The sequence below is a fragment of the Kitasatospora sp. NPDC022856 genome (genome assembly GCF_055561235.1).
The window spans coordinates 205411-220474 of record NZ_JBVHHE010000008.1 but is presented as its reverse complement, the minus strand read 5'-3'; the positions used below and the strand labels follow the sequence as shown (position 1 = coordinate 220474).

The 15064-nt window shown below is 75.8% G+C and carries 13 protein-coding genes; 9 read left to right on the top strand and 4 right to left on the bottom strand.

From position 1 onward, the window contains the following. Positions 1 to 79: 79 nt before the first annotated feature. A complete protein-coding gene (locus ACZ34W_RS12655; protein ID WP_465603573.1) occupies positions 80 to 2974 on the bottom strand; it encodes a toxin glutamine deamidase domain-containing protein in 2895 nt (964 codons plus the stop codon). 181 nt (positions 2975 to 3155) lie between these two features. Then, the gene (locus ACZ34W_RS12650; RefSeq protein ID WP_329488330.1) at positions 3156 to 3572 is read right to left on the bottom strand and encodes a hypothetical protein; all 417 of its coding nucleotides are present in this window, start codon (positions 3570 to 3572) and stop codon (positions 3156 to 3158) included. Between the two features lie 257 nt (positions 3573 to 3829). On the opposite strand from ACZ34W_RS12650, the gene ACZ34W_RS12645 reads away from it, so the two are divergent. Beyond that, positions 3830 to 4666 carry a DUF3109 family protein gene (locus ACZ34W_RS12645; protein WP_465603645.1) on the top strand — a complete coding sequence of 279 codons (837 nt, stop codon included), beginning with the start codon at positions 3830 to 3832 and terminating at the stop codon, positions 4664 to 4666. A 56-nt stretch (positions 4667 to 4722) separates the two neighbouring features. Here the strand turns inward: ACZ34W_RS12645 and ACZ34W_RS12640 are convergent, their stop codons facing one another. Next, entirely contained in the window at positions 4723 to 5892 is a 1170-nt protein-coding gene (locus ACZ34W_RS12640; protein ID WP_329488331.1) for an NADH-quinone oxidoreductase subunit D, read from the bottom strand. Then, positions 5889 to 6908, bottom strand: a complete 1020-nt coding sequence (locus ACZ34W_RS12635) for an SAM-dependent methyltransferase (RefSeq protein WP_465603570.1) — start codon at positions 6906 to 6908, stop codon at positions 5889 to 5891. Before ACZ34W_RS12635 ends, ACZ34W_RS12640 begins: the two co-directional genes overlap by 4 nt. A 128-nt stretch (positions 6909 to 7036) precedes the next feature. Between ACZ34W_RS12635 and ACZ34W_RS12630 the strand changes: the two genes are divergently transcribed. The 8 genes from ACZ34W_RS12630 to ACZ34W_RS12595 all read left to right on the top strand — a co-directional run bounded on the left by ACZ34W_RS12630 (position 7037) and on the right by ACZ34W_RS12595 (position 15060). Then, complete coding sequence (locus ACZ34W_RS12630) at positions 7037 to 8263, top strand: sensor histidine kinase (protein ID WP_465603568.1); 1227 nt, start codon at positions 7037 to 7039, stop codon at positions 8261 to 8263. A 31-nt stretch (positions 8264 to 8294) separates the two neighbouring features. Further along, a complete protein-coding gene (locus ACZ34W_RS12625) occupies positions 8295 to 8984 on the top strand; it encodes a response regulator transcription factor (RefSeq protein WP_329488334.1) in 690 nt (229 codons plus the stop codon). 193 nt (positions 8985 to 9177) lie between these two features. Beyond that, complete coding sequence (locus ACZ34W_RS12620) at positions 9178 to 10122, top strand: Rossmann-like and DUF2520 domain-containing protein (RefSeq protein WP_465603565.1); 945 nt, start codon at positions 9178 to 9180, stop codon at positions 10120 to 10122. After that, positions 10122 to 11030 carry a pantoate--beta-alanine ligase gene (panC, locus tag ACZ34W_RS12615; protein ID WP_329488336.1) on the top strand — a complete coding sequence of 303 codons (909 nt, stop codon included), beginning with the start codon at positions 10122 to 10124 and terminating at the stop codon, positions 11028 to 11030. The genes ACZ34W_RS12620 and panC overlap by 1 nt, the downstream gene beginning before the upstream one ends. Positions 11031 to 11131: 101 nt before the next feature. Further along, the gene (panD, locus tag ACZ34W_RS12610; RefSeq protein ID WP_329488337.1) at positions 11132 to 11581 is read left to right on the top strand and encodes an aspartate 1-decarboxylase; all 450 of its coding nucleotides are present in this window, start codon (positions 11132 to 11134) and stop codon (positions 11579 to 11581) included. A gap of 17 nt (positions 11582 to 11598) precedes the next feature. Then, positions 11599 to 13272, top strand: coding sequence for an L-aspartate oxidase (locus ACZ34W_RS12605; RefSeq protein WP_329488338.1), 1674 nt, complete (start codon positions 11599 to 11601; stop codon positions 13270 to 13272). A gap of 4 nt (positions 13273 to 13276) precedes the next feature. Continuing rightward, positions 13277 to 14239 carry a carboxylating nicotinate-nucleotide diphosphorylase gene (gene nadC, locus ACZ34W_RS12600; protein ID WP_329488339.1) on the top strand — a complete coding sequence of 321 codons (963 nt, stop codon included), beginning with the start codon at positions 13277 to 13279 and terminating at the stop codon, positions 14237 to 14239. Positions 14240 to 14274: 35 nt separating this feature from the next. Next, entirely contained in the window at positions 14275 to 15060 is a 786-nt protein-coding gene (locus tag ACZ34W_RS12595; protein ID WP_352286146.1) for a type III pantothenate kinase, read from the top strand. Positions 15061 to 15064: the final 4 nt, after the last annotated feature.

Here is a 15064-nt window from a genome sequence, read left to right as displayed (position 1 = left end):
GTCAGCGGCCCCGACGCGGCGCCCGGCGGCTGCCGCCGGCCGGCGGCAGCCGCCGGCTCGGGACGGCTCAGGACGGCGGTCACCGGGCGCCGCTCGTCGCCGGCTCCGGACGGCGCGCGGCGAGGTCGAGCGGGCACCCGTCCGGGTCGAGGGCGATCGCCCAGAGGCCGTGGGCGGCGTCGTGCAGCGGCTCGGCCCCCCGGCGGCCGACCTGGTGGTCGAGGTAGGTCACGGTGTCCCGGTGGTTGACGGCGTTCCAGGCGTGCGGACGACCGAAGCCGTCCAGGGTGAGCAGCACGGCCTGGGCGCCGTGGCCGGCCCGCCGCAGTTCGCCGGTGAGACGGCCGAAGGCCGGGCCGCCGTCGCCGAGGTCGCGGAAGGGCGCGCCGAGTTCGCGTTCGGCACGGTCCCGGCCGCCGCGCTCCCCCGCGTCGCCCTCGGTGGGGATCCGGGGCGCGGCGCAGGTCGGGCGGCCGGTGAAGGTGTCGACGGCGGACAGCGCGATCTCCAGGCTGTTGTTCGCCCGGCCCGGGGCGTGCGGGCCGTCGGCGTTGACCACCTCCGTCCAGCCGCCGGCCGCCGGGTCGGGGTGGCGGACGGGCAGACCGGCCGCGTCCCGGGGCGCCCGGCGCTCGACCTCGCGCTGGTGCTCCGGGTCGACCGGGGCCAGGCCGCCGGGCAGTCCGTAGGGGCGGCTGTCGGCGATGGTCCGCAGGCGCGCCTGGAACTCCTCCTCGGCGCCGCCCCGCAGGGCGCGCCGGGCCAGCTGGAGCGCCAGGGCGTGCGCGGTGGCGACCGGGACGGCGGCCCAGGCCAGGCCGTCCCCGCCCTCGGCCGGGGAGCCGCCGGGGCGCCGGCGGTGGTCCTCCGGGTGTTCCTCGGGGCGGCCGGGGCCGGCGACCGGCGGGGCCGACGGCGGCAGGACGGTCACCGGGCCGGGCGCGGTGACCGGGTGCGGGGTGCCGGTGGCCCCCCGCGGGGCGCCCGCGCCCGCCCCGGCGCCCGGCCGGCCCTCGGCGGGCGCCTGCTGTCCGGAGGCGGGGGCGCCGGGGTGGCCGGACGCGCCCGGGGCCCCGGCCGCCGGGGTGCCCGGGCCGGGGACGACGACCGGGCCGACCGCGCCCACGGGCCCGGCCGGGACGGCGCCGGGGGCGCCCCCGGCGGCGGGCGGTCCGGCGCCGACCCCGCTGCCGAACGGCGCCGGACCGTGCCCGGCCGCCACCGGGCCCGGGTAGGAACCGCCGGACGGGCCGGCCAGCGGACCGGGGCCGGTCGGCCCGGCGGCCACCGGAACGGTGAACTGGGCGCCGTAGGAGGTGCCGTGCGGGCCGCCCTGGGCGGGTCCGCCGCCCGACGGCACGTCCGGCGCGCCGAGGTGCGAGGGCGCGGTGGGGGCCTGCGGTGCGGGCGGCGCGAGCACCGAGTCGGTCCGTACGGTCACGGGCGCGCCGCCGCCACCCCCGGGGTGGGCGGGCGGCAGGTGGTAGTCGTCGTCGGCCCGGCCGCCGTAGCCGACCGCGCCACCACCGCCACCACCGCCACCACCGTCGCCGCCGCCACCACTGGCGAACTGTGCCGGGGCGGCCGGACGGCCCGGGCCGTCCGGCGTCCGGTCCCCGCCGGCCGAACCGGTCCGCAGCGGCCCCGTACCGCCCCCGTCCGGGGTCCGGTCCGGGTGCTCCCCCGGACCGCCCGGGCCGGGGCGGCCGGCGCCGTCCATCACGACCACGCCGTCCGGCCCGGCCCCGGGTGTGCCGGCCCCGGGGACGCCGGGCGCCCCGGGTGCGCCCGGCAGCACCGCGCCCGGCCCGTCGGCGAGCGGCCCGCCCGGTTTGCCGTCCAGTCCGTGGCCGTTCCCGCGGCCCGCCGCGGGGTCGGTCAGCGGTATGCCGCGGACCTCCTTGCCGTCCTTGTCGGTCAGCACCGGCAGGCCGTCCCTGCCCAGCACCGGCCGCCCCTGCTCGTCCACCTTCACGGCGAGGTCCTCGACCCCCACCACCGGCTTGCCGTCCGGGCCCTGGACGACGAGCAGCCCGCTCGGGTCCGTCACCGTCGTGCCGTCGGCCCGGACGATGACCGGGTCTCCGTGCTCGTCGAGCACCGGTCGGCCGGCCTCGTCGAGCTTGACCGCCAGCCCCGGCACGCCGACCACGGGCCGGCCGTCCTGACCGAGCACCACCGCCAGGCCCGCGCCGTCCGCGCCCAGCACGCCCGGCTCGCCGAGCACGGCGGGCAGCCCGGCGGCGACCGGGTCGAAGGCCCCGCCGGCGAACGACGCCGGACGCACCCCCGGGACGCCGCCCGGCGCGAGGCGCAGCAGCGCGACCACGGCGGGCTCCTCGAGCGTGCCGTCCAGCCCGTCCTTCATCGCCCGGCCGAGCTCGTCCAGCAGGCCGCCGATCTTCAGCCCGGCGGACTCGACGGCGGCGGCCGCCACCGCTTCGGCGACGTGTTCGGTGGCAGCGTCGCGCACCCCGGCCGCCACCGCGCCGAGGCCCTGCCGCAGCCCGCCGAAGACCCCGCCGGGCGCCGCTCCGTCGCCGCGGGTGGCGGTGGCGACCTCGGCCGCGGCCGCCTTGGCCCGGGCCGCCTGCTCCTCGGCCTTCTTCAGCTCGGCGGCCAGCTCGGTGAGGGTGGCGACGAGGTCGGCCTTGCAGCTGTCGACGGCCCGGGCGGCCTTGTCGAAGGCGCCGGCCACCAGGATCGTGGCGCTGTGCGCGTCGTCCAGGTGGCCGGTGCCGCGGCCGCTGAACGCCCGCCAGTACTCGCCGAAGGCGTCCACCGCGCGGCCGGAGTTCTCCCCGGTGACGCGCTTGGCGGAGTCCCCGCCGCGCTTGCCGAGGCGCTCGGCCTCGACGCCGAAGTCGCGCCAGAGGCCGGCCGCCCTGCGCAGCCCGTCCTCGTCGGCCTGCGGCCACTGGTGGCCGGTCCTGGCCAGCAGCGGTGCCAGCTCCTCGGGCAGCTTGCGGGACATGCGCTTCCCCCTTCGACGTACGGACTTCGACGTACGGACCGCGGCGTGCGGACTTCGGTGTGCGGGCCACGACGTGCGGGCCACGGCGTGGCGGAGCACGGCGGCGACGGAACACGGGGTGCCGACCGCCGCGCACGGACCGCGTCACCCGCGGTCCGCGTCCGGCGGACGGCCCCGGCCGTCAGGCCGACCTGTCCTTGGGGACGGTCGTACGGGCCCCCGGGGTTGCCGCGGGCGTCACCGGCCCGCCCTGCCCCGCCGCGCCGCCGAAGCCGGCGGCCGCCGCGGTCTCCGCGTCGACGGTCCGCTCGGCCATGGTGTGCAGCCCCGAGCCGACCTGCCCCAGCTGCCCGGCCAGCCCGCGCAGACCGCCGAGCAGACCGCCGCGCGCGTCCTTGTAGGCGGCGGCGAATCCGCTGCCCGGCCGGTCCTGCCCCCACGGGCTGCCGAGCGCCGCGAGCGACTGCTCCAAGGTGCTGGCGGCCTTCCCGAAGTCCTCCGAGATCTTTTCGAACTCGCGCCCCTCACCGTGCAGTTCCCACGGTTTGAGGGCGAAGGTGCCGCCTCCGGCATCGCCGTTGCCACTGCCGCTCGCCATCCCCGTACCTCCCCGTAGCGGACCGGCCGCCATCCTAGAGGGGCGGCCGGTCCGGGCCGCAGCGCGCCGGAGACCTCTTCACCCCGCCTTCACCTCGCCCGACGGCGGCTCCGACCGCCGCCGCTCGGCGAAACCACCGCAAATGCCCCGCCCGCAGGCGGTTCGCACCGCCGTGAAGGCTCTACCCTTGCCGGGTGGCAGCAGCAGAGACCTCCAAGAAGAAGACCAAGGCCGGCGCGACCCCGGTCGACCTCGCGATGCCGACCCTGCGCGTCGAGGCCCCGCTCGACGCCCCGCGCCCCGAGGTCCCGCTCGACTTCCCCCGGGCCTGGGTCGAATTCGCCGACCCGGCCGACGAGGAGCAGGTCTTCCGCTGCGACCTCACCTGGCTGACCTCCCGCTGGACGTGCATCTTCGGCCGGGGCTGCCAGGGCATCCGCGAGGGCCGCGGCGAGTCGGACGGCTGCTGCACGCTCGGCGCGCACTACTCGGACGAGGACGACGAGCGGCGCGTGGCCGGCCACGCGGCCCGGCTGACGCCCGAGATCTGGGAGAACCACGCGCACGGCACCGACGCCAAGGGCCGGATCCGGCTCGACGGCGGCATCACCATGTTCGACGAGGACGGCGACCGGCAGACCCGCCGGGTCAACGGCGCCTGCCTCTTCCTGAACAGCCCCGGCTTCGCCGGCGGCGCCGGCTGCGCGCTGCACACCCTCGCCCTCAAGGAGGGCAAGGAGCCGCTGGAGACCAAGCCGGACGTCTGCTGGCAGCTCCCGGTGCGGCGCACCTACGACTGGATCGACCGCCCGGACGACACCCGCTACCTCCAGGTCACCATCGGCGAGTACGACCGCCGCGGCTGGGGCCCGGGCGGCCACGACCTGCACTGGTGGTGCACCGGCAGCCCGGACGCGCACACCGGCCCGGACCCGGTGTACATCAGCTACCGCCCCGAGCTCACCGAGCTGATGGGCAAGGCCGGGTACGAGGTGCTGGCCGGCCTCTGCGAGCAGCGGATCGCCACCAAGGGCGACCGCAAGGTGGCGCCGCACCCGGCCGACCCGGGCCGGAAGCCGAGCCGCAAGAAGTAGCCCGCCGGTACGCCCTCGCCGCCGCCCGGCGCCCCACCGCCACGTGTCGATGCCGCCTACTTGTCGATGTCGCCGACGACGAAGAACATCGAGCCCAGGATGGCCACCATGTCGGCGACCAGGGTGCCGGGCAGCAGTTCGGTGAGCGCCTGGATGTTGTTGAAGGACGCCGAGCGCAGCTTCAGCCGCCACGGCGTCTTGTCGCCGCGCGAGACCAGGTAGTAGCCGTTGACGCCGAGCGGGTTCTCCGTCCAGGCGTAGGTGCTGCCCTCGGGGGCCTTCAGCACCTTGGGCAGCCGCAGGTTGACCGGGCCGGGCGCCAGCGTGGCGAGCTTGTCCAGGCAGGCGTCCGCGAGGTCCAGCGCGTTGACGGTCTGCTCCAGCAGGCACTCGAACCGGGCCAGGCAGTCGCCCTCCTCACGGGTGACCACGGTCAGCACCGCGCGCAGCTCGTCCGAGCCGTACGCCAGGTAGGGCTCGTCACGGCGCAGGTCGAAGTCGAGCCCGCTGGCACGCGCGATCGGGCCGCTGACCCCGTACGCCTCGGCGTGCGCCCGGCTGAGCACGCCGACGCCGGCGGTGCGGGCCCGGAAGATCTCGTTGCCGAGGACGAGGTCCTCGAAGACCGGCAGCTGCGAGCGGACGGTGGCGATCGCCGCCCGGACCCGGCCGAGCCAGCCGGCCGGCAGGTCCTCCTTGAGGCCGCCGACCCGGTTGAACATGTAGTGCATCCGGCCGCCGGAGGCCTCCTCCAGCACGTGCTGGAGGTCCTCACGGCCGGTGAAGGCGTGGAAGATCGGGGTGATCCCGCCCAGCTCCAGCGGGTAGGAGCCGAGGAACATCAGGTGGTTGAGGACGCGGTTCAGCTCCGCGAGCAGGGTGCGGATCCAGACCGCGCGCTCGGGCACCTCCATGCCGAGCATCCGCTCGACGCCGAGCACCACGCCCAGCTCGTTGGCGAACGCGGAGAGCCAGTCGTGCCGGTTGGCCAGCATGATGATCTGCCGGTAGTCACGGGCCTCGAAGAGCTTCTCCGCGCCGCGGTGCATGTAGCCGATCACCGGCTCCGCGGTGACGATCCGCTCGCCGTCCAGCACCAGCTTCAGCCGCAGCACACCGTGGGTCGCCGGGTGCTGCGGGCCGATGTTGAGCACCATGTCGGTGCTGCCCGCCGCGCCGGTGAAGTTCTCGGCTCCCGCCCCGATGCCGACCGTGGTCTCCCTCATGACCCGAGAGTCTGCCATCCCCCGAGGCCGGCGAGGGTCTCCGGTACCGGCATGCGGACGGCCTGGGCGAGCCAGCCGAACGCGCCCAGGCCCGCCGGGTCGGTCAGCTCGGCGGCCTCCCCGGCGCCGCCGAGCGCCCGCAGGTAGGCCGCCGGGTCGGTGGACGCCAGCGCCAGCGGCGGTCGGGCACCGCTCACGCCGAGCGCCCGCAGCGCCTCGCGCTGCGTTGTCCACAGGCTGTGGACGGCGGGCGCGGCCACCGCGTCCAGCGCCACGTGCGCGGTGAGGTCGCAGGAGCCGTCCGGCACCGGGCGCACCTCCCGGCCCGCCCGGAACCCGGTCAGGGTGGGGAGGGGCGGGCGGCTCGCGGCGGTGTGCCCGTAGTCCGCCGCGACCGCGAGACCGCGCTCCAGCCCGGCGACGGCCGAGGCCCAGACGGCGTCGCGCGGGGCGCCGAACTCCACGACGTCCCCCGGCTCGGGGGCCGGCCACCAGCGCGCGGCCCAGGCGGCGTCGGCCGCGTCCACCGCGGACCCGAGCCGCTCCTCGCCGGTCGCGGTGTCCACCTCGACGTAGCGCAGCACCCCGTCCTCGTCCACCTCGCCGAGGTCCAGCGGCACGTTGTCCAGCCACTCGTTGGCGAACAGCAGCCCGCTGACGCCGCGCGGCACCTCGTCCGTCCACAGGGCTGTGGACGGCAGTCCCGCCGGGCGGTCCGCCGCGATCTCCACCCCGTACGGCCGCAGCCGGGCCAGCACGCCGTCCGGCAGCTCGGCCAGCACACCGGTCAGCAGCTCGCCGCGGCCCGCCCCGACGTCCACGAAGGCCAGCTCCTCCGGACGGCCGAGGGCCGCGTCCACGTCCAGCAGCAGCCGGGCCACCGCGCGGGCGAACAGCGGGGAGGCGTGCACCGAGGTGCGGAAGTGCCCGGCCGGCCCCTCCGGCCTGCGGTAGAAGCCGCCGACGGGGGCGTAGAGGGCCTCTTCCATGGCGGGCCGCCACCGCATCCAAGTCATGCGGCGGGACGCTACCGGCGCCGGGGTTCCCCTCCCAACCGGAGTCCGGGCTTCTCCGACCTAGGGAGTAGGACGGATCGCCCTCCCGGCGGACCTGACCACGCTCCGCGACTGCCTACGCTTGAGACGTGCAACGACTCAACGCCTGGCTCCGCCGTCACCCCATGGTGGTCGACTCCGCCTGGGCGGCGATCGTGCTGTTCCTGGGGCTCCTGCCGGACGGCGGCGACAACAGCGCCTGGCGGGCCCCCGCCCAGTTCGTCATCGCCCTGCTCATCCCGCTGCTGATGGTCTTCCGGCGCCGCCACCCCGACGCCACCGTGGCCGCCGCCACCGCGCTGGGGATCGGTCAGATCACGCTGGGCATCCTGCCCGCCGGCTCCAGCATCGGGTACCTGGTCTTCGCCTACACCGGCGCCGCCTTCGGCTCCGCCTGGATCTCCCGGCTGGCCCTGGCCGCCGGGCTGGCGGCCGGACCGCTGACGTACTGGCAGCTCCACCTCAGCAAGACCGTGATCGACCCGAACGGCGACGCCCAGCAGCGCTCGTACAGCCTGGGCGAGTTCCTGCTGCTCACCGCGGCGATGAGCAGCCCGTTCATCCTCTGCTGGGCCTGGGGCCGGCTCACCCGGGTGCGCCGCGCCTACCTGGTCGAGCTGGAGGACCGCGCCGCCCGGCTGGAGCGCGAGCGCGACGCCCAGGCCAAGGTGGCGGTCGCCGCCGAGCGCGCCCGGATCGCCCGCGAGCTGCACGACGTGGTCGCGCACAACGTCTCCGTCATGATCGTCCAGGCCGACGGCGCCGCCTACGTGCTGGACAACTCGCCCCAGCAGGCCAGGGAGGCGCTGGGCACGATCGCCTCCACCGGACGCCAGGCGCTCGTCGAGATGCGCCGGCTGCTGGGTGTGCTGCGCACCGCGGACACCGCCGAGGAGTACGTGCCGCAGCCCGGCGTCGAGGAGCTGCCCGAGCTGCTGGACCAGGTCCGCACGGCCGGCCTCCAGGTGGACTTCGCCACCTCCGGCGACCCGCGCGAACTGCCGCGCGGCGTCGAGCTGACCGTCTACCGGATCGTCCAGGAAGCACTGACCAACGTCCGCAAGCACGGCGGCCCCGATGTGCACGCCCGGGTCGCGGTCGACTTCGGCGAGCGCGAGCTGGCCGTCCTGATCGAGGACGACGGCCGCGGCTCGACGGACGAGCAGCTCGCCGCCGGCGGGACGGACGGCCAGGGGCACGGCCTGATCGGCATGCGCGAGCGGGTCGGCATGGTCAGTGGCAGCCTCGACGTCGGGCCGCGCCCCGGCGGCGGCTTCCGGATCCGCGCCGTCCTGCCCCTCAAGGCAGCACACTGACCCCGTTGCCGCCCACGAACTAGGAGCCACCTTGACCATCCGCGTGATGCTCGTCGACGACCAGGAGCTGCTGCGCACCGGCTTCCGGATGATCCTGCAGTCCCAGGGCGACATCGAGATCGTCGCCGAGGCCGGCGACGGCGCGCAGGCCCTGGAGCGGCTGCGGCACACGCAGGTGGACGTGATCCTGATGGACGTCCGGATGCCCCGCCTGGACGGGGTGCAGACCACCCGCCGGATCTGCCTCGCCGAGGACGGCAGCCCGCTGCCGAACGCGCCGCACGTGCTCATCCTCACCACCTTCGACCTGGACGAGTACGCCTTCGCCGCGCTCAAGGCCGGGGCCAGCGGGTTCCTGCTCAAGGACGTGCCGCCGACCGAGCTGGTGGCCGCGATCCGCGCGGTGCACGGCGGCGACGCGGTGGTCGCGCCGACCACCACCCGCCGCATGATCGACCGCTTCGCCGAGGTGCTGCCCACCGCGGCGAGCACGCCGGGACCGGACACCCTGGGCCCGCTAACCGAGCGCGAGCGCGAGGTGTTCCTGCTGGTCGCCCAGGGCCTCTCGAACGGTGAGATCGCCGCCCGGCTGGTCCTGTCCGAGGCCACCGTGAAGACCCACGTCGGCCGGATCCTGGCCAAGCTCGGCCTGCGCGACCGGGTCCAGGCCGTCGTCCTCGCCTACGAGGCGGGCCTGATCCGGGCCGGCGCCGCGGATTAATCCGCCGTCCGCCCCGGCCGTAGAATGGGCCGGTGCGTCCGGTACCCGCAGAGGACCGGAACGGTAAGAGTGAGGACCAGGGCCGAGCTGTGAGCGAGCGAACCGGGCTCACCGTCGAGAGGTGCGCCATGGCGATTGCCACCGCCGAGCGCCGGGGTGCCCCCCGGCCCGGGAACGACCCGGAGGTGGCCGCGTGAGCGCCTCCCACAGCGTCGGCCCCGGCCCGCTCGACGACGGTTTCGGCGACCCGGCCCACCCCGGCAACCGGCCGGCCCGGCTCGCCGTCGGGGTGGTCGGCACCGGCCGGGTCGGCCCCGCGCTGGGCGCCGCCCTGCAGCTCGCCGGGCACCGGGTGGTCGCCGCCTCCGGGGTGTCCGCCGCCTCCCGCCGCCGCGCCGAACAGCTGCTGCCGGGCGTGCGGATCGTCACTCCGCCGCAGGTGCTCGCCGCCGCCGACCTGGTGCTGCTCACCGTCCCCGACGACGCGCTGGCCGACCTGGTGGCCGGCCTCGTCGCGACCGGCTCGGTCCGTCCCGGCCAGCTGGTGGTGCACACCTCGGGCGCGCACGGCGTCGCCGTCCTGGAGCCCGCCACCCGGGCCGGGGCGCTGCCGCTGGCACTGCACCCCGCGATGACCTTCACCGGCACCACGGTCGACCTCGCCCGGCTGGCCGGCTGCCCGTTCGGGGTGACCGCCCCCGAGGAGCTGCGCCCGGTGGCCGAGGCCCTGGTGGTCGAGATGGGCGGCGAGCCCGAGTGGGTGCCGGAGGGCGTCCGCCCGCTCTACCACACGGCCCTCGCGCACGGCGCGAACCACCTGGTCACCCTGGTCTCCCAGGCGCTGGAGCTGCTGCGCACGGCCGGGGTCGCCGAGCCCGGCCGGCTGCTCGGCCCGCTGCTGGGCGCCGCCCTGGACAACAGCCTGCGCTCCGGCGACGCGGCCCTCACCGGCCCGGTCGCGCGGGGCGACGCGGGCACCGTTCGGCGCCACCTGGCGCAGCTCAGTACGGTGTCCCCGGACATCCCGGCCGCCTACCGGGCGATGGCCCGCGCCACCGCCCAGCGGGCGCTCGCCCACGGGACGATCGACGAAGCGTCGGCGGCGGCGCTGCTGGACGTACTGAACGAGGAGAACTGATGGCAGCACGCGGCAAGCAGGCCGGCAAGGCCCAGCGGGCACCCAAGGTCCACCGGGCCGTCGTCACCCGGAGCGTCACCGACTTCGAGGCGGCCTTCTGGCCGGACGAGCAGCCGGTGGACAACGCGGTCGTGATGACGATGGGCGCGCTGCACGAGGGCCACGGCGCGCTGATCCGGGCCGCCCGCAAGCAGGTCGGCCGGGAGGGCCGGGTCGCCGTGACCGTCTTCGTCAATCCGCTTCAGTTCGGCGCCGGCGAGGACCTCGAACGCTACCCGCGCGACCTGGAGGCCGACGTCCGGCTGGCCGAGGAGAACGGCGCCGACGTCGTCTTCGCGCCGTCCGTCGAGGAGGTCTACCCGAACGGCGAGCCGCAGGTGCGCCTGGCGGCCGGCCCGATGGGCGAGCGCTTCGAGGGCACCACCCGGCCCGGGCACTTCGACGGGGTGCTGACCGTGGTGGCCAAGCTGCTGCACATCACCGACCCGGACTTCGCCTTCTTCGGCGAGAAGGACGCCCAGCAGCTGGCGCTCGTCCAGCGGATGGTCGCCGACCTGGACTTCGACGTCGAGATCGTCGGCGTGCCGACCGTCCGCGAGGAGGACGGGCTGGCGCTCTCCTCCCGCAACCGCTTCCTGTCCGCCGAGGACCGCGAGCACGCGCTCGTGCTGTCCCGGGCCCTGTTCGCCGGCCGCGACGTGGCCGCGCAGGGTCCGCAGGCCGTGCGCGAGGCCGCCGCGGCCGCCCTCGACGCCGCCGAAGGTGTCACCCTGGACTACCTCGCCCTGATCGACCCGCACGACTTCACCGAAGCGGCGGACGACTTCCGGGGCGAGGCGGTGCTGGCCGTCGCCGCGAAGGTGGGCTCCACCCGCCTGATCGACAACGTCCGCATCATCTGCCGCTGACGCGGCGACGCACCACTCGCGGGCCCCCCGCGGTCGCACCACCCGCAGGACCGTCCGGCAGCACATTCCCTCAGGCATGCACTCACTGGAGGCGTGACCCCATGCTCCGCACCATGCTCAAGTCCAAGATCCACCGGGCCACCGTGACCCAGGCCGACCTGCACTACGTCGGCTCCGTCACGGTGGACGAGGACCTGCTCGACGCCGCCGACCTGCTCCCCGGCGAGCTGGTCCACATCGTCGACATCAACAACGGCGCCCGGCTGGAGACCTACACCATCGCCGGCCCGCGCGGCTCCGGCGTGATCGGCATCAACGGCGCCGCCGCCCGCCTGGTCCACCCCGGCGACCTCGTCATACTCATCGCCTACGGGCAGATGGACACCGCCGAGGCCAAGGGCTACCTGCCGAAGGTGGTCTTCGTGGACGCCGACAACCGGATCACCGGCATGGGCGGCGACCCCGCCGAGGCCGGGGAGGGCACCGGGCTGCTCCGCGGCGACGCGGCGTACCGTGACGGCAACGGCGCGGCCCCGACCGCCGCGCGCTGAAGGAGCCACTGAACGCCATGCCCGTCACGCACCGCCTCACCGCCCCCGCCCCCGGCTGGACGGCCACCACCGACATCGTCGTGGTCGGCTCCGGCGTGGCCGGACTCACCGTCGCCCTCAACGTCCGCAAGGCCGGCCTGCGGGCCATGGTGGTCACCAAGGCGATGCTCGACGACGGGTCGACCCGCTGGGCCCAGGGCGGCATCGCCGCCGCCCTGGGCGAGGGCGACACCCCCGAGCAGCACCTGGCCGACACCCTGGTGGCCGGTGTCGGGCTCTGCGACGAGGAGGCCGTCCGCACCCTCGTCACCGAGGGCCCGGAGGCCGTCCGCCACCTGATCGCCACCGGCGCCGCCTTCGACCGCGGCGACGACGGCGAGATCCAGCTCACCCGCGAGGGCGGCCACCACCGCCGCCGGATCGCGCACGCCGGCGGGGACGCCACCGGCGCCGAGATATCGCGCGCCCTGGTCACCGCCGTCCGGTCCGACCCGGGCCTGGAGCTGATCGAGCACGCCCTCGTCCTCGACCTGCTCACCGACGCCGACGGCCACGCCGCCGGCCTCACCCTGCACGTGATGGGCGAGGGCCAGCGCGACGGCGTCGGCGCCATCCGGGCCCGCGCGGTGGTCCTCGCCACCGGCGGCATGGGCCAGGTCTACTCCGCCACCACCAACCCGGCGGTCTCCACCGGCGACGGCGTGGCGCTCGCGCTGCGGGCCGGCGCCGAGGTCACCGACCTGGAGTTCGTGCAGTTCCACCCGACCGTGCTCTGGCTCGGCCCGGACGCCGAGGGCCAGCAGCCGCTGGTCTCCGAGGCGGTCCGCGGCGAGGGCGCGCACCTGGTCGACGGGGACGGCACCCGCTTCATGCTCGGGCAGCACGAGCTGGCCGAACTGGCCCCGCGCGACATCGTCGCCAAGGCCATCACCCAGCGGATGCAGCTCCTGGGCACCGACCACATGTACCTGGACGGGCGGCACTTCGGCGCCGGGATGTGGGAGGAGCGGTTCCCGACCATCCTCGCCACCTGCCGCGCGCACGGCATCGACCCGGTCACCGAGCCGATCCCGATCGCCCCGGCCGCGCACTACGCCTCCGGCGGCATCCGCACCGACCCGACCGGCCGCACCACCGTCCCCGGGCTCTACGCCTGCGGCGAGGTGGCCTGCACCGGGGTGCACGGCGCCAACCGGCTGGCCTCCAACTCCCTGCTGGAGGGCCTGGTCTTCGCCGAGCGGATCGCCGCCGACCTGACCGCCCGGCACCGCGCGGACGAACTGCCCGAGCGCTCGGTGGACGTCGCCGCCGCGCGGGCCGCCCGCCCGGTGCCGCTGCCCGCCCCCGAGGCGCGGGCCGAGATCCAGCGGCTGATGTCGCGCGGCACGGGCGTCCTGCGCTCGGCCTCGTCGATGGCCGGCACGGCCGCCGGACTCGCCCTGATCGCCGAGCAGGCCCTGGCGCACGTCGCCGAGGAGAAGCCGGCCGACCCCCGGGTGGAGACCTGGGAGGCCGCCAACCTGCTGCTGGTCGGCACCGCCCTGGTGACGGCCGCCGCCCGGCGCGCCGAGACCCGCGGCTGCCACTGGCGCGAGGACTTCCCCGAGCGGGACGACGCCCACTGGCAGCGCCACCTGATCACCACCCTCACCGCCTCCGGCGACCTTGTCAGCACCCCTGAGGAGCAGTAGAACCATGACCCACTCCCACGAGGAACTCCCGATGGCCGGCGGTTGCGGCGACGGCTGCGCGTGCGGGGACGGCGAGGGCTACGAGACCGGCCTGGACCCGCGGCTCGCCGAGCTGCTGGAGGAGGCCGGCCTCGACCCGATCGAGGTCGAGGACATCGCCACCCTGGCGCTGGCCGAGGACCTGGCCGGCGGCGAGGACGTCACCTCGGTCGCCACGGTGCCCGCCGACGCCGTCGCCACCGCCGACTTCACCGCCCGCGAGGCCGGCGTGGTCGCGGGCCTGCGGATCGCCGAGGCGGTCGTCTCGCTGGTCTGCGAGGAGGAGTTCGAGGTCGAGCGGCACGTCGAGGACGGCGACCGCGTCGAGGCCGGCCAGGTGCTGCTCTCCGTCCGCAGCCGCACCCGCGACCTGCTGACCGCCGAGCGCAGCGCGCTCAACCTGCTCTGCCACCTCTCCGGCATCGCCACCGCGACCCGCGCCTGGGCGGACGCCCTGGAGGGCACCGGCGCGGTGGTCCGCGACACCCGAAAGACCACCCCGGGCCTGCGGGCGCTGCAGAAGTACGCGGTCCGCTGCGGCGGCGGCGCCAACCACCGGATGGCGCTCTCCGACGCCGCCCTGGTCAAGGACAACCACGTGGTCGCGGCCGGCGGCGTCGCCGAGGCGTTCCGGGCCGTCCGGGCCGCCTACCCCGACCTGGCGGTGGAGGTCGAGGTGGACACCCTGGAGCAGATCCCGCCGGTGCTGGAGGCCGGGGCCGACCTCGTCCTGCTGGACAACTTCACCGTGCCGCAGCTGAAGGAGGCCGTCGAGCTGGTGGCCGGGCGCGCCCGGCTGGAGGCGTCCGGCGGACTGACCCTGGCCAGCGCGCGCGAGGTCGCCCAGACTGGGGTCGACTACCTGGCCGTGGGCGCGCTCACGCACTCCTCGCCGATCCTGGACATCGGCCTGGACCTGCGCGCCTGATCACCTCTGATCACCCCTCACGCAGAAGGCACCCCATGCTGCTCACCATCGACGTCGGCAACACCCAGACCACGCTCGGCCTGTTCGACGGCGAGGACGTGGTCGAGCACTGGCGGATCTCCACCGATCCGCGCCGCACGGCCGACGAGCTGGCGGTGCTCCTGCAGGGCCTGATGGGCTCGCACACCGCGGTCAACGAGGCCGCGGTGGAGGGCCTGGCGATCTGCTCGTCCGTCCCCTCCGTGCTCCACGAGTTCCGCGAGGTGACCCGCCGTTACTACGGCGACGTCCCCGCGGTGATCGTGGAGCCGGGGGTGAAGACGGGCGTGCACGTCCTGATGGACCACCCCAAGGAGGTCGGCGCCGACCGGATCGTCAACGCGCTGGCCGCCAACCACCTGTACGGGGGCCCGTGCATCGTGGTCGACTTCGGCACCGCCACCACCTTCGACGCGATCAACGCCCGCGGCGACTACGTGGGCGGCGCGATCGCCCCCGGCATCGAGATCTCGGTCGAGGCGCTCGGCGCGCGCGGCGCCCAGCTGCGCAAGATCGAGCTGGCCCGCCCGCGCAACGTGATCGGCAAGAACACCGTCGAGGGCATGCAGTCCGGCATCCTCTACGGCTTCGCCGGCCAGGTCGACGGCCTGGTCGACCGGATGGCCAAGGAGCTCGCCAAGGACCCGGACGACGTCCAGGTCATCGCCACCGGCGGACTGGCCCCGCTGGTGCTCGGCGAGGCCGGCACCATCGACGTCCACGAGCCCTGGCTGACGCTGATCGGCCTGCGCCTGGTGTACGAGCGCAACCGGCCCAGCTGAGCCG